This is a genomic window from Streptomyces sp. NPDC051133, from assembly GCF_040682635.1.
Classification (GTDB): Bacteria; Actinomycetota; Actinomycetes; order Streptomycetales; family Streptomycetaceae; genus Streptomyces.
In genome coordinates this window covers 19,054-38,389 of sequence record NZ_JBFBBK010000042.1, presented here as the reverse complement: position 1 = coordinate 38,389, position 19,336 = coordinate 19,054, and the positions used below count along the sequence as shown (strand labels likewise).

General features: G+C 71.1%; 16 protein-coding genes. 6 read left to right on the top strand and 10 right to left on the bottom strand.

Annotation, left to right across the window (positions count from 1 at the left end; translation table 11 throughout):
* Positions 1-29 precede the first annotated feature (29 nt).
* On the top strand, positions 30-1,316 hold the full coding sequence (locus AB0N17_RS33330) for a GNAT family N-acetyltransferase (protein ID WP_366015366.1): 1,287 nt from the start codon (positions 30-32) through the stop codon (positions 1,314-1,316).
* Positions 1,317-1,345: 29 nt separating this feature from the next.
* Here AB0N17_RS33330 and AB0N17_RS33325 read toward each other — a convergent pair whose 3' ends face one another.
* Entirely contained in the window at positions 1,346-2,623 is a 1,278-nt protein-coding gene (locus AB0N17_RS33325) for a phosphatase PAP2 family protein (RefSeq protein ID WP_366015336.1), read from the bottom strand.
* A gap of 277 nt (positions 2,624-2,900) precedes the next feature.
* Between AB0N17_RS33325 and AB0N17_RS33320 the strand changes: the two genes are divergently transcribed.
* A complete protein-coding gene (locus AB0N17_RS33320; protein WP_366015335.1) occupies positions 2,901-3,623 on the top strand; it encodes a hypothetical protein in 723 nt (240 codons plus the stop codon).
* Positions 3,624-3,706: 83 nt separating this feature from the next.
* On the top strand, positions 3,707-4,168 hold the full coding sequence (locus AB0N17_RS33315; RefSeq protein WP_366015334.1) for a TIGR03618 family F420-dependent PPOX class oxidoreductase: 462 nt from the start codon (positions 3,707-3,709) through the stop codon (positions 4,166-4,168).
* 101 nt (positions 4,169-4,269) lie between these two features.
* Here the strand turns inward: AB0N17_RS33315 and AB0N17_RS33310 are convergent, their stop codons facing one another.
* Positions 4,270-5,310, bottom strand: a complete 1,041-nt coding sequence (locus AB0N17_RS33310; protein ID WP_366015333.1) for an NAD(P)-dependent alcohol dehydrogenase — start codon at positions 5,308-5,310, stop codon at positions 4,270-4,272.
* Positions 5,311-5,491: 181 nt separating this feature from the next.
* On the opposite strand from AB0N17_RS33310, the gene AB0N17_RS33305 reads away from it, so the two are divergent.
* Positions 5,492-6,421, top strand: coding sequence for a helix-turn-helix transcriptional regulator (locus AB0N17_RS33305; RefSeq protein WP_366015332.1), 930 nt, complete (start codon positions 5,492-5,494; stop codon positions 6,419-6,421).
* Positions 6,422-6,532: 111 nt separating this feature from the next.
* Here the strand turns inward: AB0N17_RS33305 and AB0N17_RS33300 are convergent, their stop codons facing one another.
* From AB0N17_RS33300 to AB0N17_RS33280, 5 genes are all read right to left on the bottom strand, one after another.
* Positions 6,533-9,775 (bottom strand): S8 family serine peptidase, encoded by a 3,243-nt coding sequence (locus AB0N17_RS33300; RefSeq protein ID WP_366015331.1) that lies wholly within the window; start codon positions 9,773-9,775, stop codon positions 6,533-6,535.
* 300 nt (positions 9,776-10,075) lie between these two features.
* Entirely contained in the window at positions 10,076-10,759 is a 684-nt protein-coding gene (locus tag AB0N17_RS33295) for an ABC transporter ATP-binding protein (protein WP_366015330.1), read from the bottom strand.
* A 42-nt stretch (positions 10,760-10,801) separates the two neighbouring features.
* Entirely contained in the window at positions 10,802-12,271 is a 1,470-nt protein-coding gene (locus AB0N17_RS33290) for an ABC transporter permease (protein ID WP_366015329.1), read from the bottom strand.
* Between the two features lie 131 nt (positions 12,272-12,402).
* Positions 12,403-13,650: an Ig-like domain-containing protein gene (locus AB0N17_RS33285; protein ID WP_366015328.1), complete on the bottom strand. Its 1,248-nt coding sequence runs from the start codon at positions 13,648-13,650 to the stop codon at positions 12,403-12,405.
* A 234-nt stretch (positions 13,651-13,884) separates the two neighbouring features.
* Entirely contained in the window at positions 13,885-14,232 is a 348-nt protein-coding gene (locus tag AB0N17_RS33280) for a hypothetical protein (RefSeq protein WP_366015327.1), read from the bottom strand.
* 109 nt (positions 14,233-14,341) lie between these two features.
* On the opposite strand from AB0N17_RS33280, the gene AB0N17_RS33275 reads away from it, so the two are divergent.
* The gene (locus tag AB0N17_RS33275) at positions 14,342-14,716 is read left to right on the top strand and encodes a hypothetical protein (protein WP_366015325.1); all 375 of its coding nucleotides are present in this window, start codon (positions 14,342-14,344) and stop codon (positions 14,714-14,716) included.
* Positions 14,717-14,758: 42 nt separating this feature from the next.
* A complete protein-coding gene (locus AB0N17_RS33270) occupies positions 14,759-15,544 on the top strand; it encodes a hypothetical protein (protein WP_366015324.1) in 786 nt (261 codons plus the stop codon).
* Positions 15,545-15,626: 82 nt separating this feature from the next.
* On the opposite strand, the gene hutH is transcribed toward AB0N17_RS33270, so the two are convergent.
* The 3 genes from hutH to AB0N17_RS33255 all read right to left on the bottom strand — a co-directional run bounded on the left by hutH (position 15,627) and on the right by AB0N17_RS33255 (position 19,299).
* Complete coding sequence (hutH, locus tag AB0N17_RS33265; protein WP_366015365.1) at positions 15,627-17,165, bottom strand: histidine ammonia-lyase; 1,539 nt, start codon at positions 17,163-17,165, stop codon at positions 15,627-15,629.
* A gap of 88 nt (positions 17,166-17,253) precedes the next feature.
* Positions 17,254-18,396 (bottom strand): GGDEF domain-containing protein, encoded by a 1,143-nt coding sequence (locus AB0N17_RS33260; protein ID WP_366015323.1) that lies wholly within the window; start codon positions 18,394-18,396, stop codon positions 17,254-17,256.
* 108 nt (positions 18,397-18,504) lie between these two features.
* A complete protein-coding gene (locus AB0N17_RS33255; RefSeq protein ID WP_366015322.1) occupies positions 18,505-19,299 on the bottom strand; it encodes an enoyl-CoA hydratase-related protein in 795 nt (264 codons plus the stop codon).
* Positions 19,300-19,336: the final 37 nt, after the last annotated feature.

Here is a 19,336-nt window from a genome sequence, read left to right as displayed (position 1 = left end):
GGGACAATGGGGATTCCACGCCGGTGAGGGTGGTGGTCATGCCCGCTTGGCATCTGCGCGACTATCACGACGACGATCTCGATCAGGCCATCCAGATCTGGGACCAGAGCCGCCGGGCCGACGCGGACGGGGTGTTTCCCGTCTCGGAGGTCATGGCCGCGGCGAAGGCCGGTCAGACGGCGGTCGTCGCGGTGGTCGGCGAGGAACTGGTCGGCATGGCCGTGGCCGAGGCACACGGCAAGCGAGGCTGGATCCTCCTGGTGGCGCTCGCGTCGCGATGGCGCGAGCGCGGGATCGGCAGTGCTCTCCTCGCCGAGCTGGAGCGGCGCCTGCGAGCGCTCGGCGTGCGCCACGTCAGCGCGCTGCTGCCCGCCGGTGCCGCCGGCACGAAAGCCCTGGAGAACTCCGGCTACCGGTTCCGCGACGACCTGACCTACTACGAGAAGGTCGAACCGCCCGGCACCGCCGACGCGGACGTCCTCGCGGCGCTGGGCGGCCGCATGCTCCCCGAGGGGCTCTGGGACGCCATGGCCGGCATGGAGCGCGAGAAGCAGGTGGTCGAACGTCGCGTCGTGCTCCCGCTGACGGAGCCCTCGCTCGCCGACCGTTACGGTGTCGCCCCGCCCAAGGCGATCATCCTGTTCGGTCCCCCCGGCACCGGCAAGACCAGCTTCGCCAAGGCGGTCGCCTCGCGGCTCGGCTGGCCGTTCGTGGAGCTCTTCCCGTCCCGGCTCGCGGCCGACACGAGCGAGGGGCTGGCCGCGGCGCTTCGGGAGGCCTTCGCGGATCTGGCGGAACTGGACTCGGTGCTGCTCTTCATCGACGAGGTCGAGGAGATCGCCGGGGTGCGGTCCGGGAAGGCGGTCGACCCCGGGCACGGGGTGACCAACGAGCTGCTCAAACTGATCCCCGGCTTCCGCGAGCACGACGCGCGGCTGCTGGCCTGTGCCACCAACTCCGTGCGTTCGCTGGACCCGGCCTTCCTGAGGCCGGGCCGGTTCGACTACGTCATTCCCATCGGCCCACCGGACCCGACCGCCCGTGCGGCGATCTGGGCCCGTTATCTCAGGACCGCCGGTGACTCGGTGGACGTGGCGCAACTGGTCGAGGCGAGTGAGCTGTTCACCCCCGCCGACATCGAATTCGCCGCCCGCAAAGGCGCACAGGCGGCGTTCGAGCGGGAGGTCGCGGAGCGACGGGGCCGGCCGGCCGTGACCCAGGACTACATGACCGCCGTGGCCGACACCCGGCCGACGCTCACCGCGCAGGCGATCAGGGAGTTCACCGAGGACATCGAGACGTACAGTCGCCTGTGAGGGCTGGACGGCGGCCGGATGCGGCGAGGTCAGGCCGGTTCGGGCTGGGGTTCCGGTCGGTGCACGGGGGCGGGCTTCGGGTCCCACTGCCTGGTGGTCCGCACGTAGCCGTGGATCACGGAGGCCGTCGCCAGAAGGAGAAGCGGCCCGTATATCCAGGGGTGTTCGGCCATCTGCAGGGGCAGGTAGCGATAGGACAGCAGAAGTGCGGTGAAGACCGCCCCGCCATGGGCCACCAGCCGGCTTCCCGCGCGGTCCCAGCCGCGCCCGTGGGAGCGCAGCGCCGCCTCGACCGTGAGCGTGAACACCGCGCCGGCGAGGAGGTCCGCGCCGTAGTGGTAGCCGAATCCCAGCGTGGCGCCGAGTGTGGCGATCAGCCAGAACGCGCCCGCGAAGCGAAGGGCGCGTGGGCCCTTGCGGGAGTGGATGAAGATCGCGGTGGCCCATGCGGTGTGCAGGCTGGGCATGCAGTTGCGCGGGGTGATCGCGTCGAACGGCATCGAGTGCGGGGCGGTGAGCGGCGGTGGCGTGTGCGGCCACAGATAGGCCACGGGCCAGTGGCCGCCGCCCGTGCCGAAGGCGCCGCCGCCGTAGGCGAAGACCGGGCCGACCACCGGGAAGATCAGGTAGACGAGCGGTCCGACGAGGCCGATCACCAGGAAGGTCCGCACCAGATGGTGGTCCGGGAAGCGGCGTTCGGCCGCGACGTGGCGCAGCTGGTACAGCGTGACGACGACGGCGGCGATCGGCAGCTGGATGTAGACCAGGTCGAGGACGTGGGGGCCGATCGGACCGGTGGCCTTGACCAGTTCGCCCACCAGCCAGGAGGGGTTGCCGAGGGCGTGGTCGGCGGTCGCCACGTACTGGTCGAGCACGGTCGGGCGGGTCTTGGACGTGATGAGCAGGAAGGTGTCACCGGTCTTGCGGCCGGCCACCAGCAGCATGGCCAGCCCGACGCCCTGCAGCAGCAGGAGGCGTTCCCGGCCGGTGCGGCGCGTGACGGCGACGACCGCGTATCCCAGAATCACCCACAACGCGCCGTTCCCGAAGGGGTGTCCGTCGGTCACCTCGATACCCAGCGCCCATCGCACCGAGAAGATGACGATGTCGATGCCGATCGCGACACCGGCCGCGACGAGGCGTTGCCGCCAGGTGAGCACGACCATCATCAACGCCATGCTGGCGTAGAGCAGAAAACCCGACTTGGGCGGGAAGATCACCTCACGCGCCTGATTGGTGACCGGTCCCGGCAGGCCGTAGTGACGCGCGGCGATCTCCAGCGCAACGAGGAAGCCGAGGGCCGCCACGCACGCCGTGCCCCACAGAATCACCCGTGGCCGGCGCCACGCGGCGGAGCCTTTTCTGCAGTTTTGTCGCGAAAACGCCCGCGATGTACCAGGTATCAATTGTTTGCCGATTTGTCATATGCTGGTCAAAGTAGTCAAGTCGAAACATGTTAGACGGGCCGGGACGACTCCGCCATCAGGCGTCGCAGCGCGCCACCGTGTCGAATTGCGGCGACGGGGGCCGCCGCCGCCCCGTACAGTCGCCCCTCGCACTACGGCAAGGGGGAGGAACCCGGAGATGGGGACGTTTCTGATCGGCGGCGGCTGGGACACCACCGAGGTGTACGAGCCGTTCGTACGGGCGCTCGGCGGGGACCGGCGGGTGGGGTGCCTGGTCGTCGACGAGGGGGACGGGGCGGCGCAGTTCGAGCGGTACGCCGAGGCCCTGCGCAAGGCGGGGGCGAAGACGCCCGTGCCGCTGCTCGTGCCGGTCGGCGGGCGGTTCGAGCCGGCGGCCGCGCTGGACGGGATCGACGGGCTGCTGGTGTGCGGCGGGCTGACACCGGCCTACCAGGAGGCACTCGAGGGGTGCCGGGAGCGGCTGCCGGGGCTGCTCGCGGAGCGCGGGATGCCGTACGCCGGGTTCTCCGCCGGTGCCGCCGTCGCCGCGCGGCGGGCGGTGGTCGGCGGGTGGCTGCTGGACGGGGTTCCGGTGTGTGCGGAGGAGATCGGCGAGGACCTGGCGGAGGTCGAGGTCCGGGCGGGGCTCGGGCTGGTGCCGTTCGCGGTCGACGTGCACGCGGCCCAGTGGGGGACGCTGGCGCGGCTGGTCGCGGCGGTCGGGCGGGGCGAGGTGCCGTACGGGGTCGCGGTGGACGAGAACACCCTGCTCGGCGTCGCGGACGGCCGGGCGCGGGTGGCGGGCCTGGGGCGCGTCCATGTCGTACGGCCAGGTGCGGACGGCGCTGTGTGCGTGCGGGCGTACGGGGCCGGGGAGGGCTTTCCGGTCGGGCACGCCTGAGGAAGGGCCCCTGAGGGAGGGGCAGGGGGAACGAGGGCTGACGTTCGTGAAATGGCCGGGACGTGGCGGGCGTTGATCAGGTCATGACTAATGGACCAGCGCCTCGTCCCCTGTCCGACGAAGCCCTCTCACGGCTGCTCGGCGCGCAGCGGTTCGGCACCCTCGCCACCGTCAAGCGCAGCGGCCACCCCCACCTGACGACCATGCTCTACAGCTGGGACGCCGAGGCCCGCGTCGTGCGGTTCTCGACGACGGCCGACCGGACCAAGGTCGGGCACCTGCGGCGCGACCCGCGTGCGGCGCTGCATGTGCAGGGCGGCGACGTCTGGTCGTTCGCCGTCGCCGAGGGCGAGGCCGAGGTCTCCGCGATCACGACGGTCCCCGGCGACGCGGTCGGCCGGGAACTGCTCGGCATGATCCCGCAGGACGCGCGGCCGCAGGACGAGGAGGCGTTCCTGGCGCAGCTGGTCGCCGAGCGCCGGGTGGTCGTCCGGCTGAAGGTGGAGCGGCTGTACGGAACGGCACTCGACATCAGCGGCCGGTGACGGCGGACCGGCTCCAGCACCGGGCCGGGCCGGCCGCAGCCCCTGGAGGAGTGCGGCCGGCCCGGCGCGGGCCACCGCGTCGGTGGCCGTGACGGCGACGGTCAGATCGTCGCCGTGTCGATCACGAAGCGGTAGCGGACGTCACTCGCCAGCACCCGCTCGTACGCCTCGTTGATCTGCTCGGCGCGGATCAGCTCGATCTCTGCGCCGATGCCGTGCGCCGCGCAGAAGTCCAGCATCTCCTGGGTCTCGGCGATGCCGCCGATCATCGAGCCCGCGAGGGTCTTGCGGCCGCCGATCACCGAGAACAGGTTGAGGGAGATCGGCTCCTCGGGCGCGCCCACGTTGACCAGCGCGCCCTCCACCTTCAGCAGCGACAGCAGCGCGCCGAAGTCCATCGGCGCCGACACGGTCGAGACGATCAGGTCGAAGGTGCCGGCCAGTTCCTCGAAGGTCTTCGGGTCGCTGGTGGCGTGGTAGTGGTCGGCGCCCAGCTTCAGGCCGTCGTCCTTCTTGCGCAGGGACTGCGAGAGGACCGTCACCTCCGCGCCCATCGCGTGCGCGATCTTGACGGCCATGTGGCCGAGGCCGCCGAGACCGACGACCGCGACCTTCTTGCCGGGGCCGGCGTTCCAGTGCCGCAGCGGGGAGTAGGTCGTGATGCCGGCGCACAGCAGCGGGGCGGCCTCGTCCAGGGCCAGGCCGTCCGGGACGCGGACGACGAAGTTCTCGTCGACGACGACCTTCTCGGAGTAGCCGCCGTAGGTCGGCTCGCCGTCCTTGCCGATGGCGTTGTAGGTGCCGACCATCCCGCCCAGGCAGTACTGCTCCAGGCCCTTGACGCAGTTCTCGCACTCGCGGCAGGAGTCGACCATGCAGCCGACGCCGACCCGGTCGCCCACGGCGAACCTGGTGACGCCGGGGCCGACCTCGGAGACGACGCCCGCGATCTCGTGGCCGGGGACCATCGGGAAGATCGCCTCGCCCCAGCCCTCACGTGCCTGGTGGATGTCGGAGTGGCAGATGCCGGCGAACTTGATGTCGATCAGGACGTCGAACTCGCCGACCGCGCGCCGCTCGATGGTCGTCCGCTCCAGCGGGGCCTTCGCGGCGGGCGCGGCGTACGCAGCAACAGTGGTCATGCCCGGGTTCTCCTAGCAGGGGGGTTCGTGCCCGGCAGCCTTTCGGCCGGGCACGGCGTCCAGCCTGCCTCGGCTCCCGGCACTCACCCAGACCACGCCTTTGCGTACGACTGCCGTGCCTACTACTGACGGGATCAGGCTCGTGTGCGTACGACCGGGAGGGACCGCCGATACTGGCCGTATGGACGAACAGCCGCAAGCGCCGGCCGCCGTCGGCCGGCCCCTGGACCGGCGGGCGGAGCTGAGCGAGTTCCTGCGCAGCCGGCGGGCCCGGCTGAAGCCGGAGGACGTGGGACTGCGGGACTTCGGACGGCACCGCCGGGTGCCGGGGCTGCGCCGGGAGGAGCTGGCGCAGCTGGCCGGGGTGTCGGTGGCCTACTACACCCGGCTGGAGCAGGGCAACGGCCGCAACGTCTCGGCGGAGGTCCTGGACTCGATCGCCCGCGCCCTGCGCCTGACCGACGCCGAGCACGCCCACCTCACGCATCTGGCCAAGGGCAAGTCGCACAAGAAGAAGCCGGCGGCACGGCAGCAGCAGGTCCGCTCGGCGCTGCTGCAGCTGCTGGACACGATGGACGCGGTGCCGGCGTACATCGTCGGACGCCGGGCGGAGATCCTCGCCTGGAACCGGATGGCGGCGGCGGTCTTCGGTGACTGGTCGGAGCTGCCCGCGGCCGAGCGGAACTGGGCACGGCTGGTGTTCCTGAAGCCGGAGTACCGCGACCTGTTCCTCGACTGGGAGCAGAAGGCGATCGACATCGTGTGCGCGCTGCGGATGGACGCGGGCTGTTATCCGGACGACCCGCGGCTGTCCGCCCTGGTGGGGGAACTCTCGGTCAAGAGCGAGGAGTTCCGCCGGCTGTGGGCCACCCATGACGTCAAGGAGAAGAGCCACGGCCTGAAGCGCCTGCACCACCCGCTGGTGGGCGACCTCTCCCTGAACTTCGAGAGCTTCCGGCTGACGGACGACACGGACCAGTCCCTGGTCACCTACCACGCGGAGCCGGGATCGCCCTCCGCCGAGTCCCTGCGGCTGCTGGCCAGCTGGGGCACGGACGCGGCACACGCGGTGCCGTCGGCCCAGCGCCAGCCCTCGGGCCACCGGCCCTAGGCACCCCCGGTCCTCCCGGCGACGGACGTCAGGACATGAAGCGAGGGGCACCCGGAACCGTTCTCCGGGTGCCCCTCGCCGCGTCAGCGGGTGTTACCGCTCAGGTACCGCTCACTTGCCGAAGTACACGTCGTAGATCGTGATCTCCGACGTGTTGCCCTTCTTGTCCGTGATCTTGGAGCGGAAGGAGAGGGACTTGCCCTTCCCCGGGTTCTTCACGGTGATCCTGCCGCCGTGGACGGTGACCTTCTTGAAGGTCTTGCCGTCGTAGGAGACGTAGACCGACAGGGACTTCAGGTTGCCGCCCGCGGCCGAGCCCTCGACGCTGACCGGGAAGGTGACCGTCCTTCCGGCCTCGACGCGGCTGTCCAGGCCGGTCGCGGCGCCGTAGTGCAGGGCGGAGGCGGGAAGCCGGGCGATGTCGCTCGCCGGCTTCTTCGAGCGGAAGGTCCAGGCCGCGTCGATCCGGGAGGAGGCCCGCGCCACCTTCGCGGAACGCCTGACCGAGGTGGTCAGCCGGTACCCGGCGTCACCGGCGGGGACCTTGAAGGTCTTGTCCCCGACAAGCGGGTCGTCGTTGGAGCCGACCTTGGCGCCGTTGCGGTACAGGGTGGTGCTCACCGCGGTGTACTGCGAGTACCCGGTGTGCTCGGCCGAGTCGGCGAACAGCGGCAGGAAGCCGTAGATCTCGTTGCCGGTGCGGTACAGGCCGAGGTCCTGGCTCAGGTGCGGGCCGAAGACGGCCGTGTTCACCGTCTTGGTGTAGGTCCGGCCGCTCTTGAAGGTGAACTGGCCCAGCGAGTAGCCCGCTTCGGTGACCGGGAAGCCGTCCTTGTCGAGGGCGCCGTTCTGCTCGAACTCCAGCTGCCACTGCACCCCGCCCTTGGTGGACAGGTGCAGCGTGCGGGTGCCGGGCAGCTTCTGCGGGATGCTGATCGAGGAGGCGCCGCTGCTGCCGGGCAGCCAGCCGACCGCGGCGACGGAACCGGTCTTGCCGCTCGCGGCGGCACCGAGCCGGGCCTTCACCGTGGCCAGGTCAGCGGCCTTGTAGTGCTTGGTGTAGCCGGTGGCGAGCTGCTTGACCGGGCCGCCGGAGGTGACGTCGTACTCCTCGCTCGCGCCCTTGGTCCAGTGGCCGTCCCACTGCTGGGTCAGCTGCCCGGCGGGCAGCTGCGGGCCCAGATGGGCGGTGCGGAAGCCGTTGTACGAGTCCAGGAACCAGCCGTAGCCGTACTGGCCGGCGCCGATCATGACGTCGAACCTCGGTGAGGCGAACTGCGACTTCACACCCTTGGCCGGGACGGTGATGTCCACCGGCTTGGTCTTGCGCGCGTCGATCGTGATCGTCTGCTTCTTGGAGACGGTCAGCTTCGGCTGGGCGATCCAGTCGACGCCCTTGCCGGCGTTCTTCGGGTCGGCGAAGACCGCCGAGTTGAGGATGTACGTGCCCTTCGGCGCGCGCACCTTCACCGTGCCGGACTTGTCGTAGGGGGTCAGGTCGACGCCGCCCGCGAGGCCGGCCACGCCGGTCAGGTCGGCGTTGTAGTACGGGGCCGGCTTGCCGTTGCGGCCGATGACCTTCAGCGTGACGTCGTACGACTCCACCTCGCGCTGCACCGCGGCGGCCGTGCGGACGGTCTGGCCGTCGCCCGTCGCCGTCACGTAGGACGAGTAGGCGCCGTCGACGGTGCCGCCGAGCTTGGTGTCGACGGTGAAGTCCACGCCCGCCGTGCCGTGCGCCGGGACGGTCACCTTGCTCGCGCCGAGCTTGAAGAAGCCCGCCGGGGCCGCCTGGCCCTTGGGGTTGGTGCCGGTGCTGGTCAGGTCGAGCGTGACGTCCTTGTCACCGAGGTTGCGGTACGTCAGCTTCCTGGTGACCGGCTTGTCGTCGGTGTGCGGCCACTGCTGCACCCCGAAGCTCACCGACACCGGCTCGGCGATCACGGACTGCTTGATGGCCTTGTCGACGGCGATCCGGCCCGAGCCCTGCTGGAACGGCGTGTAGGCGCCGCCCTTGGCGGAGCCGGTGAGGGCGCCCTTCAGCTCGGCGTAACTCCAGTCGGGGTGCTCCTGCTTCAGGATCGCGGCGGCCCCCGCGACGTGCGGGGTGGCCATCGAGGTGCCGGAGATGGTCAGGTAGCCCTCGGGCTTCTCACCGACCTCCTGGTCGATGACGCTGCCCTTGGCCGCGGCGGCGGTGATGTCCACACCCGGCGCGGTGACGTCCGGCTTGATGGCGCCGTCGCCGACGCGCGGGCCGGTGGAGGAGAAGTCCGCCAGCTTGTCCTTCTTGTCGACGGCGCCGACGGTGAGCGCGGCGTCCGCGCTGCCCGGCGAACCGATCGACCGGGGGCCGTCGTTGCCCGCGGCGATCGCGAACAGGATGCCCTTCTGCGCGGAGAGCTTGTTCACCTCGGCCTCGAGCGGGTCGATGCCGGGGCTGTCGTAGCCGCCGAGGCTCAGGTTGACGACCGAGGCGCCCTGCGCGGCCGCCCACTCCATGCCGGCGAGGATGCCGGAGTCGTCACCGGAGCCGCCGTCGTCCAGGACCTTGCCGTTGAGGATCTTGGCGTCCGGAGCGACACCCTTGTACTTGCCGCCCGACTTGGCGCCGGTGCCCGCCACGATGGACGCGACGTGCGTGCCGTGCCCGAAGTGGTCGGTGGCGTCGGTGGCGGCCGAGAAGTTCTTGGACTCGATCACCTGGTCCTTGAGGTCCGGGTGGCTGGTGTCCACACCCGTGTCCAGGACGGCGACCTTCACGCCCTTGCCGGTGTAGCCGGCCTTCCACGCCACCGGGGCGCCGATCTGCGGCACGGACTTGTCGAGGGCGGCCTTGCGGACGCCGTCGAGCCAGACGTGCGCGATCCCGGAGGCGGTGCCGCCGCCGTCGGTGAGCGCGTCCCAGAGCCGCGGGGTCTCCTGGACCGGCGTCTGCACGGCGTCGGCGTTCAGCGCCGTCAGGCTGCGGCGCAGATGGCCCGCGTCCCGGACGTCGGCCTTGGCGGTCGCGGCGGCACCGGTGTAGCCGACGATGACCTTCAGGCCGTTGCGCTGCGCCTTGCGGGTGGCGGCCTTGTTCAGCTCGGTGATGTCGAACAGGCGCTGGTCCAGCTTCCCCGAGGCGACCAGGTGCGCCGCGTCGGCGGGGACGAGCAGCGTGTGTCCGGCGGCCTTGCGGACCTGGAAGGGTATGTTCTCCCGGCCCTTGGCCCGCTCCAGGCCGACGACCCGGCCCTTGGCGTCCAGGGCCACACGGTCACCGGTGATGAGCGTGACACGGGTCTTGACGGTGAGCGCGGAGGCGGCGGCCGGGGCGTGCCCCGCGGGCTTCGCCGACGCCGGGCTGGTCATACCCGCTGCGAGGGCGACTGCTGCGGCCGTTGCCACCGTGGCCGCAGCTGCTCTTTTCACTTGTCTGCGCAAGATCTCCCCCTGGAGATGAGGTACCGGGCGAATTCCCCGTTCACCCGGCCGGGGGACGTCTCGCACACGCGCACGTCAACCCCCCGGGTCACGCAGTATGCCGGGGGGCGATCAGACGGCTCAATAGACGAGAGGACGGTAAGAAGGGAGCCCGGAAACTGTTACTCCGTGGGCGGGAGTCCGTTACAGAACCGCGCAGTGCGTTGTGGGGAAGGGGTGTTATACGCGTCAGGCGCCGGCGTTCTCCTTCACCGTGATCCGCCCCTTGCGGATGGTGGCGAGCCGTGGGGCCTTCCTCGCGATGGAGGAGTCGTGGGTGACCATGATGAAGGTCAGCCCGTGCTCCTTCCAGAGACGTTCGAGAACCTCCATGATCTCGTCACGCATCCCCTCGTCGAGGTTGCCGGTCGGCTCATCGGCGAGCAGCACCTTGGGCTTCTTGACGACGGCCCGGGCGATGGCGACGCGCTGCTGCTGACCGCCGGACATCTCGCCGGGCAGGTGCCCGAGGCGCTCCCCCAGACCGACGGACGCCAGTGCCTCCGCGGCGAGTTCGCGGCGCTCCTTGGCCTTGATGCCGAGCGGTACGAGCGCCGTCTCGACGTTCTCCTGCGCGGTGAGGGTGGGGATGAGGTTGAAGGACTGGAAGACGAAGCCGATGTTCTCGCTGCGGACCCGGGTCAGCCGGGCCTCGCTGAGCCTGGTCAGGTCGATGCCGTCGAGGACGACTTCACCGGAGGTGGGGCGGTCGAGGGCGCCCAGCATCTGCAGCAGCGTGGACTTGCCGCCGCCGGTGGGGCCCTGGATCACCAGCCGGTCGCCGTCGGCGATGGTCAGGTCGACTGCGTCGAGTGCGTGGACGGTGTCCTTGCCCCGTGCGTAGCGCTTGGTGACGTTCTTCAGTTCGTACATGGTGGCTCCTGGAGGGGGTTCGCGGGTGGTGCGCTTCTTCGGCTACTCGACGCGGCGCAGCGCGTCCGCCGGACGGAGCCGCGAGGCCCGCCAGCCGCCGAACGCTCCCGCGATCAGGCCGCCGGCCACGGCGAGGCCGACCGCGAGGACGATCGTCGGCACGCTCACCGGGGCCGTGAGGGCCACCTCCAGGGACTTCGCCGCCTGGCGTCCCGGACCGCCGAAGCCGCCGCCCGCCCCGCCGCCGAAGCCACCGCCGCCGGCTCCGGCCGGTGTGCCGCCGGTGCCGCCCAGCTGGGCCTGGAGGGCCGGGCTGACCGCCGTGACCACGTAGGCGCCCGCCAGGCCGAGGGCGATGCCGAGGGCACCGCCCACCAGGCCGTTGACGACGGCTTCCCCGACCACCTGGCGGGTCACCCGGCCCGACGTCCAGCCCAGCGCCTTGAGGGTGCCGAACTCACGGACCCGGCGGGAGACCGCGGAGGACGTGAGCAGGCCCGCGACCAGGAACGCGGCCACCAGCACGGCGATGGACAGCCACCTGCCGACCTTGCCGGCGAGGGAGGAGGCGGTGGACAGGGAGCCGGAGACCGTCTTGGCGAGGTCGGAGGAGGTGGTGACCGTCGTACCGGAGACGTTCTTCTGGATGGCGCTCTTGACGGTGTCGATCTGCTGGGAGTCGGCCGCCTTGACGTAGATCGTGGTGACCTTGCCCTTCTCGTCCGCGAGGGTCTGCGCCTGCTTCAGCGGGATGTACAGGTCGGCCGCCGAGTCGCCGCTGGAGGCGGTGGCGATGCCGATCACCGTGAACTTGGTGCCCTTGACGGTGACGGTGGAGCCGGCCTTGTACTTCTTCTGCTTGGCGTACGCCGAATCGGCCACGGCCACCCGGGCGTTCGTCTCCGTGGCCGTGAAGGTGCGGCCGCTGGTGATCTTCGAGGAGGTCAGCGGGCCGACCCCGGTCCGGGTGACGTCGGTGCCGAAGACCGTGTACTGGTTGATGTCGAAGTCGGCGCCGCCGCCCTTGACCGCACCCTGCGGCTGACCGCTTCCGCCACCCCGCCGGAAGCCGCCGCCGTCGCCGTTCTGCTGGAACCGGCCGCGGGTGAACTGGCCGCTGACCTTGACCACGCTGAGGTTCAGCCCGCCGACGGCCTGCGCGACACCCTTCTGGTCCGCGACCTCGGTGACGGTCGAGGAGGCCAGGGTCGTGAAGCCCTGCACCCGCACCCGGTCGCTGCTCTGCCGGGAGGCGTCGCCATCGTTCCGCGCGTCGAAGCGGAAGCGGGGCTGCTGGGAGCCGGCGGCGGTGGGCGTCGCCGCCTTGGAGACCGTCATGTCCGTACCCAGGCCGTACAGCGACTGCAGGACCTTGTCCTGGGCCCTGCCCATGCCGTTGGACACCGAGTTGACCACGATGACCAGCGCGATGCCCAGCGCGAGTCCGGAGGCGACGACGAGAGCCGCCCTTCTGCGGCGGCGCAGTTCGCGCCTCAGGTAGGTGAAGAACATGGCCGCAAGCTAGGGACGGACCGTGACGGCACCCTAAGGCCGGCATAAGAGAAGGATGAGAAGGCTGTGGCCGCCCCCGGAAACGACGGTGCCGCCCCTGGGGGCGGCACCGGGAAGCTGCGGACGGACTGTCAGGCGGCCGAACCGGCCTGCCACTGGGCCCAGTCCATGTTCCAGCCGTTGAGGCCGTTGTCCGGCGAGACGGTCTTGTCGCCGGTGTTCTGGACGACCACGACGTCACCGATCAGGGAGTGGTTGTAGAACCACGCGGCCGGCATGTTCGGGTCGCCCGCGCCCTTCTTGTCCTGCAGGCCGACGCAGCCGTGGCTGGTGTTGACGCTGCCGAAGACCGAGGGGGCGCCCCAGTAGTTGCCGTGGATGAAGGTGCCGGAGTTGGTCAGGCGCATGGCGTGGGGCACGTCCTTGATGTCGTACTCGCCCTTGCCGTCGTCGTCGGTGAAGCCGACCGTGGCGCCGTTCATGCGGGTCTGCTTGAACTTCTCCGAGATCACCATCTGGCCCTCGTAGGTGGTGTGCTCGGGGGCGCCGGCGGAGACCGGGATGGTCTTGACGACCTTGCCGTCCTGCGTGACCTTCATCTGCTTGGTCTTGGCGTCGACGTAGGAGACCTGGTTGCGGCCGATGTGGAAGGTGACCGTCTTCTGCTGGACGCCGTAGACACCGCTCGCGCCCTGGACGCCGTCGAGCGCCAGCTTCAGGGTGACGGTGGAGCCTTCCTTCCAGTACTGCTCCGGGCGGCAGTCCATGCGGTTGGCGTTGAACCAGTGGCAGGCGACCTGCTGGCCGCTGCTGGAGGTGACCGTGATGCCCTTCTGCACGGCCGCCTTGTCGCTGATCGCCTTGTCGAAGTTGATCGACACGGGCATGCCCACGCCGACGGTGGCGCCGTCGTCCGGGGTGAAGGTGCCTATGAAGCTGTTGGCCGGGGAGACCGTCGTGAAGGAGGCGTTCTCGTGGGCTATGCGGCCCTGGGAGTCCTCGGCCTCCGCGGCGACCTTGTAGGTGGTGGACCGCGCCAGCTGGGCGCTGGGCTTCCAGGTCTTCTTGTCGGCGGAGAGCCGACCGGAGACGGTCTTGCCGTCCTGGGAGGTCATGGTGACGCCGGTGAGCGTGCCCTTGGCGACCGTCACGCCGGCCGAGTTGTTGATGGAGGCGTTGTCCGAGCCGTCCTTGGGCGTGATGGTGATCTGGGCCTCGGACGACTTCTTGGCCGCCGCCTCGTCGGCCTTCGCCTGCGAGCTCTCGCCGCTGTCGGACGCCTTGGTGTTGCCGCCGCCGGAACAGCCCGTGACCGCAAGGACACCACCGAGCAGTGCGGACGCGACCATCAGGCCCCTGCGCCGCTTACCGTCCGTCATCACACACTTCTCCATCGTTGCCGAAATCGCGGAATCCCGAGCCCCCGTCGCGAACCATCCAGGCTACGGGCGATCCGCCCCTTTCCCCTTGGTCCGCCTGTGTTAGGCGCACCACGGTCACCACCGGCCGCCGGTCTCCCGAGGCAGTGGTGCGGACGTCGTCCGTGCGCCCCCTGAGACGGCGAAACCCCGGACGGCGGTCGCCGTCCGGGGTCCATGGGTGCCCCGGGACGCTCAGCCGATGCCGTCCTCTTGTTCGTCGTCGTCCTCCCCATCATCCTCATCGAGGTCCCAGTCGGAGGAGTCGGGGTCGTAGTCGATCCGCTCGCTCGACCAGGAGGCCTGCTGGAGCTCCACTCCGGGTACCTCGGCAACCAGGTCGAACGGGTCCACGAGGTAGGCGAGCGCCTCCGCGGTGTCCTCCGTCACAGCGGCCTCGGCGTGGGCCCGTTCGGCCTCCGGCAGCTCCGGGTCCCGGGCGATCCCGCGCAGTGCGGCCTTGGTCACCTCGTCCTCGTCCTGCACTTCGAGGACCAGCTCCACCCGAAGCCGTACAAAACGTGATGTCTCTTCAGTACTCATGGCGCGAGCGTACGGCCGAAACCTCCCGTGACTTTCCTGTGACCCGCGCCTTTCACTAACATCGCCCCACACGGCCAATTCGCCAGCGTCACAAGGGGATCGATATTCCGTGTCATCCGTTCGCCGCCCGCTGCTGACCGCCACCGCCGCGGGCACCCTGCTCTGCGCGCTCTGGTTCGTTCCCTCCGCGCACGCGTCGCAGGACGCCCCGGCCCGAGAGACGACCGGGGCGGCCTCGTCCGCACAGCTGACGCAGCAGGCCAGAGCGGTCTCGTCGACCACGGCGGGCACCGCGACGGACACCGCGCAGGACGCGGCGCAGGGGACGGAGCAGGACACGGTGCAGGACGCCGCGCAGGACTCCGCACTCGCCGACACCGGAAGCCCCGACACCACGCCCTACGTCGTCGGCGGGACCCTGTTCCTCGCCGTGGGTGCCGGTTTCGTGGTGTATTCGGTGCGCCGCGACCGCCTGGGGTTTTAATTTTCCTTGACTTGCCTTTGACAGCCCGCACATAGTTCGCCCATGAAGAGATCATCGGGTGTGCGGCTGTGCGCCACCGCAGCTGTGAGCGCGCTGTCGCTCGCCCTCATCACCGGCTGTTCCGACGGAGGGTCGAAGGGCTCCGGGAACGCCAAGGGCACGGACGCCGCGAAGCCGGCCGCCAAGGCGCTGAGTGCCGCCGAGTTGAAGAAGCTGATCGTCGCTCAGGGCGAGGTGCCCGGCTACAAGGTCGGTACGGTCGAAGGGGGCGTGCCGGACAAGAGCACCCTCAAGGTGGCCGACGCGAAGTGCCAGCCGGTGGCCTACGCGATGTTCGCGCAGTCACCCGCCGACGCGGCTGCCCAGACCAGCACCGAGGTCACCGGGAACACGAAGAAGACGCCCACGGACGACGCGTCCTCCCTGGACGACAAGTCGTTCGAGGACGCGATGAAGAAGTCGATGGACATCGACATCACCGTGGTCACCCTGTCCTCCTACGACGGGGACGGCGCCGAGAAGGCCCTGCAGTCGCTCTCCGACGGGGTGAAGGCCTGCGCGGGCGGCTTCTCGGCCAAACCGGACGGCGACCAGACGAAGATCACGAAGATCGCCGAGGAGAAGTCGTCCGCCCCGGGTGACGCCTCGGTGGCCTACGCGGCGACGAACACGGCCGACGGCGAGGAGGCCGTCATGCACATCGAGGTCGTGCGGCACGGGAACACCCTCGCGTCGTACTCCACGATGAACATCGGTGCCGCGATGTCCAAGAAGGCGTACACGGTGCCGGCCGCGGTGATCAAGGCGCAGACGGCCAAGCTGAAGTGACGAAGTGAAAGGCGAGGGCCCTGTCCGGTGGGACAGGGCCCTTTCCGCCGTGCGGACTTGCCGCGAGGCCTGCTTCGCGGTCCTACTGCAGCGGGCCGGTGACCGACTCCGCGGCCGCGACCAGGTGGCCCCCGCGCACGAAGGCGTCGGCGGCGGCCAGGTCGGGCGCCAGGAAGCGGTCCGGGCCGGGGCCCTGGACGCCGGCGGCGCGTACGGCCTCGATGACGGCCCGGGAGGCGGGCGCCGGGGTCAGCCCCTCGCGCAGCTCGACGGCGCGGGTGGCCGCGTACAGCTCGACGGCGATGATCCGGGTGAGGTTGCCGACGGCGGTGCGCAGCTTGCGCGCGGCCGACCAGCCCATGGACACGTGGTCCTCCTGCATGGCGGAGGACGGGATGGAGTCCGCGGAGGCCGGTACGGCGAGCCGCTTCATCTCGCTGACCAGGGCGGCCTGCGTGTACTGGGCGATCATCAGGCCCGAGTCGACGCCGGCGTCGTCGGCGAGGAACGGCGGCAGGCCGTGGCTGCGGTTCTTGTCCAGCAGCCGGTCGGTGCGGCGCTCGGCGATGGAGCCGAGGTCGGCGGCGGCGATGGCGACGAAGTCCAGGACGTAGGCGACCGGGGCGCCGTGGAAGTTGCCGTTGGACTCCACGCGGCCGTCGGGCAGCACCACCGGGTTGTCGACGGCGGAGGCCAGCTCGCGCTCCGCGACGAGCCGGGCGTGCGCGAGGGTGTCGCGTCCGGCGCCGGCGACCTGCGGGGCGCAGCGCACCGAGTAGGCGTCCTGGACACGCGGGGCGTCGTCCTGGTGGTGCCCGGTGAGCTGCGAACCCTTCAGCACCGCCAGCATGTTGGCGGCGGAGGCGCCCTGACCCGGGTGCGGGCGGATGGCGTGCAGCTCGGGCGCGAGCACCTTGTCCGTGCCGAGCAGCGCCTCGAGGCTGAGGGCGGCGGTGATGTCGGCGGACTTGTAGAGGGTGTCGAGGTCGGCGAGCGCCATGATCAGCATGCCGAGCATGCCGTCGGTGCCGTTGAGGAGGGCGAGGCCCTCCTTCTCGCGCAGCTCGACGGGCTGGATCCCGTGCTCGGCGAGGAGCTCGCCGGCGGGCCGCACGACACCGTCGGGACCTTCCGCGTCGCCTTCGCCCATGAGGGTGAGGGCGCAGTGCGAGAGCGGGGCCAGGTCGCCGGAGCAGCCGAGGGAGCCGTACTCGTGCACGACCGGGGTGATCCCGGCGTTGAGGACGTCGGCCATGGTCTGCGCGACCTCGGGCCGCACGCCGGTGTGCCCGGAGCAGACGGTCTTCAGGCGCAGGAACATCAGGGCCCGTACGACCTCGCGCTCCACCCGCGGCCCCATGCCGGCGGCGTGCGAGCGGACGATGTTGCGCTGCAGCTGGGCGCGCAGTTCCTGGCTGATGTGCCGGGTCGCCAGGGCTCCGAAACCGGTGGAGACGCCGTAGACCGGCTCCGGCTTGGCCGCCAGGGCGTCCACGATCTCGCGGGCCGCCGCGAGGGCCGCCACCGCCTGGGTCGACAGCTCGATGCGGGCACCGCCGCGCGCCACGGCGAGAACGTCGGACGCCGTGACACCGGACGTCCCCACCACCACAGTGTGCATATCCATATTCAGGAGCGTACGCATTGAATGCGGAGATGTCACTAGTGGGGGGCGGGAGCGACCCTTACCGAGACGTCTGGGCTTCGCCTCACGGCCGGCGCCCGCGGAACCGGCGCCGCTCGGCGCGCGACGGCGAGGGCTCGTCGGCCAGCCGGACGACCGGGTCGTCCGGCCCCTCCCGTCCGGCCACCACCGGCCGGTCGGCGCGCACCGCCTTGGCCCGGTACTGGGCCGCGTCGGCGAGCCGGAACAGGCGACGGGCGTCGTGCACCGGCCCGATCGGATCCTCGGTCGAGGCGACCCCGCACGCCACCCCCTCGCCCAGCTCCAACTCCCCCGCCCGGCGGCACAGTTCGTCGGCGGCCTTCACCACGTCGTCGGCCGGCCGCCCCACCGCGAGCAGACAGAACTCGTCGCCGCCGAGCCGCGCGGCCAGCGCGCCCGGCACCATCGCGCCGCACAGCGACAGGACCGAGCCGAAGCGCTCCAGGAGACGGTCGCCGACGGCGTGCCCGAGGGTGTCGTTGACCCGCTTGAGGCCGTTGAGATCGCAGACGACGAGGCTGACGACCACGCCCTCCGCGCGGTGCCGCTCGACGGCCTCCTCCAGGCGGACGTCCACGGCACGGCGGTTGGCGAGCCCGGTGAGGGCGTCGGTGTAGGCGAGCCGGCGGGCCTCCGCCAGCCGTTCGGTCTGGGCGAGCCCGGCGGCGACGACGGCGGCGAGCACGGTGGCGAAGTCGGCGTCACCGCGGTCGAAGACGGGAGTGCCGGTGGGCCGGGCGACGTACAACTCGCCCCAGGCCCGGCCGTGCAGCACGACCGGCGCGACCACGCAGCAGCCCCGGCCCCGGCGGCGCAGGGCGGCGACGCGCCGGTGGAAGTAGCCGGGGGTGCCGGCGGCGGTCCCCTCGGCGGTCTCCACCCAGGCGTTCGGGCCGCCCCCGCCGGCCCACCGCTCGTGCAGGAACTCGGTGATCTCCGGGAACTGGTGCACCGGGTAGGCCTCGCCCTCGGGGAACTCCTCCTCGTCGGGGCGCCGGTCCCCCACGTTCACCAGGACCCGCAGCCGGCCCAGCTCGCGCTCCCACACCGACAGCGCGGCGAAACCGCCGTCCAGCGCACGGCAGGCGCCCAGCGCGGCTGCCCGCCAGGTCTCCCGCGGGGTGTGCGCCGCGGCCATGCCCTGCGCCAGCGCCACGACCGCGGCCAGCCGCCTGTCCTCGCCCATTACTCCAGATTAGGGAGGAGTTGGGAGTTTTGGGGTGTTGGTGCGGCGATCAGGTGGAATCGGTCCGGCTCCACACCCCGGCGAACCGGGGTCGGGGCGTCGCGCCCCTCACTCGCCCGGCCACTGCGGCTTCCGCTTCTCGTTGAAGGCCGCCACGCCCTCCGCCCGGTCCCCCGAGAACGCCACCGTGCGCCACGCCGCGTCCTCCACCTCCAGCCCGGCCCGCAGGTCCAGCCCCTGCCCCAGCCGCATGGCCCGCTTCGCCGCCCGCAGCCCCACCGGAGAGTTCCCGGCGATCCGGGCGCCCAGGGCGAGCGCCTCCTCGCGGTCCCGTCCCCGCTCCACCAGCACGTCGACCAGCCCCAGCCCGGCGGCCTCCTCGGCCTCCACCCGCCGCGCCGAGAAGATCAGCTCGGCCGCCCGCGCCGACCCGACCCGCCGCGGCAGCAGCTGCGTTCCGCCACCCCCCGGGATCACGCCCACGGACACCTCCGGCAGCCCCACCACGGCCGTACGGTCGGCCACGATCAGGTCGCAGGAGAGAGCCAGCTCGTACCCGCCCCCGAGCGCGTACCCGTGCACCGCCGCGACCGTCGGCATCGGCAGCTCCAGCACCCCGGTGTACGCCCCCCGCGACACCGGCCGCTGCCGCCGCAGATCGGCGTCCGTGAAGGAGTTCCGCTCCTTCAGATCGGCCCCGACGCAGAACGCCCGTTCGTGCGAGGAGGTCAGCACGACCACCCGCGCGTCCCGGTCGGCGGCCAGCGCCGCGCACGCGCCCGCGATGGAACGGCCCATCTCCGACGACACGGCGTTCATGGCCTTGGGCCGGTCCAGCACCAGCTCCGCCACGTGCCCGTGCCGCCGCACCAGCACGAACTCCCCGAACCGCTCCTCGCTCATGGACAACCCTCCGGTGAACGCCGGTTAACTCATGACG

Coding starts and splice junctions, on each gene's coding strand:
- AB0N17_RS33280 (WP_366015327.1), bottom strand. CDS start 14,232: ATGAGTACTGAAGAGACATCACGTTTTGTACGGCTTCGGGTGGAGCTG.
- AB0N17_RS33270 (WP_366015324.1), top strand. CDS start 14,759: ATGAAGAGATCATCGGGTGTGCGGCTGTGCGCCACCGCAGCTGTGAGC.
- AB0N17_RS33305 (WP_366015332.1), top strand. CDS start 5,492: ATGGACGAACAGCCGCAAGCGCCGGCCGCCGTCGGCCGGCCCCTGGAC.
- AB0N17_RS33260 (WP_366015323.1), bottom strand. CDS start 18,396: ATGGGCGAGGACAGGCGGCTGGCCGCGGTCGTGGCGCTGGCGCAGGGC.
- AB0N17_RS33285 (WP_366015328.1), bottom strand. CDS start 13,650: ATGACGGACGGTAAGCGGCGCAGGGGCCTGATGGTCGCGTCCGCACTG.
- AB0N17_RS33315 (WP_366015334.1), top strand. CDS start 3,707: ATGACTAATGGACCAGCGCCTCGTCCCCTGTCCGACGAAGCCCTCTCA.
- hutH (WP_366015365.1), bottom strand. CDS start 17,165: ATGCACACTGTGGTGGTGGGGACGTCCGGTGTCACGGCGTCCGACGTT.
- AB0N17_RS33255 (WP_366015322.1), bottom strand. CDS start 19,299: ATGAGCGAGGAGCGGTTCGGGGAGTTCGTGCTGGTGCGGCGGCACGGG.
- AB0N17_RS33300 (WP_366015331.1), bottom strand. CDS start 9,775: ATGACCAGCCCGGCGTCGGCGAAGCCCGCGGGGCACGCCCCGGCCGCC.
- AB0N17_RS33320 (WP_366015335.1), top strand. CDS start 2,901: ATGGGGACGTTTCTGATCGGCGGCGGCTGGGACACCACCGAGGTGTAC.
- AB0N17_RS33290 (WP_366015329.1), bottom strand. CDS start 12,271: ATGTTCTTCACCTACCTGAGGCGCGAACTGCGCCGCCGCAGAAGGGCG.
- AB0N17_RS33310 (WP_366015333.1), bottom strand. CDS start 5,310: ATGACCACTGTTGCTGCGTACGCCGCGCCCGCCGCGAAGGCCCCGCTG.
- AB0N17_RS33295 (WP_366015330.1), bottom strand. CDS start 10,759: ATGTACGAACTGAAGAACGTCACCAAGCGCTACGCACGGGGCAAGGAC.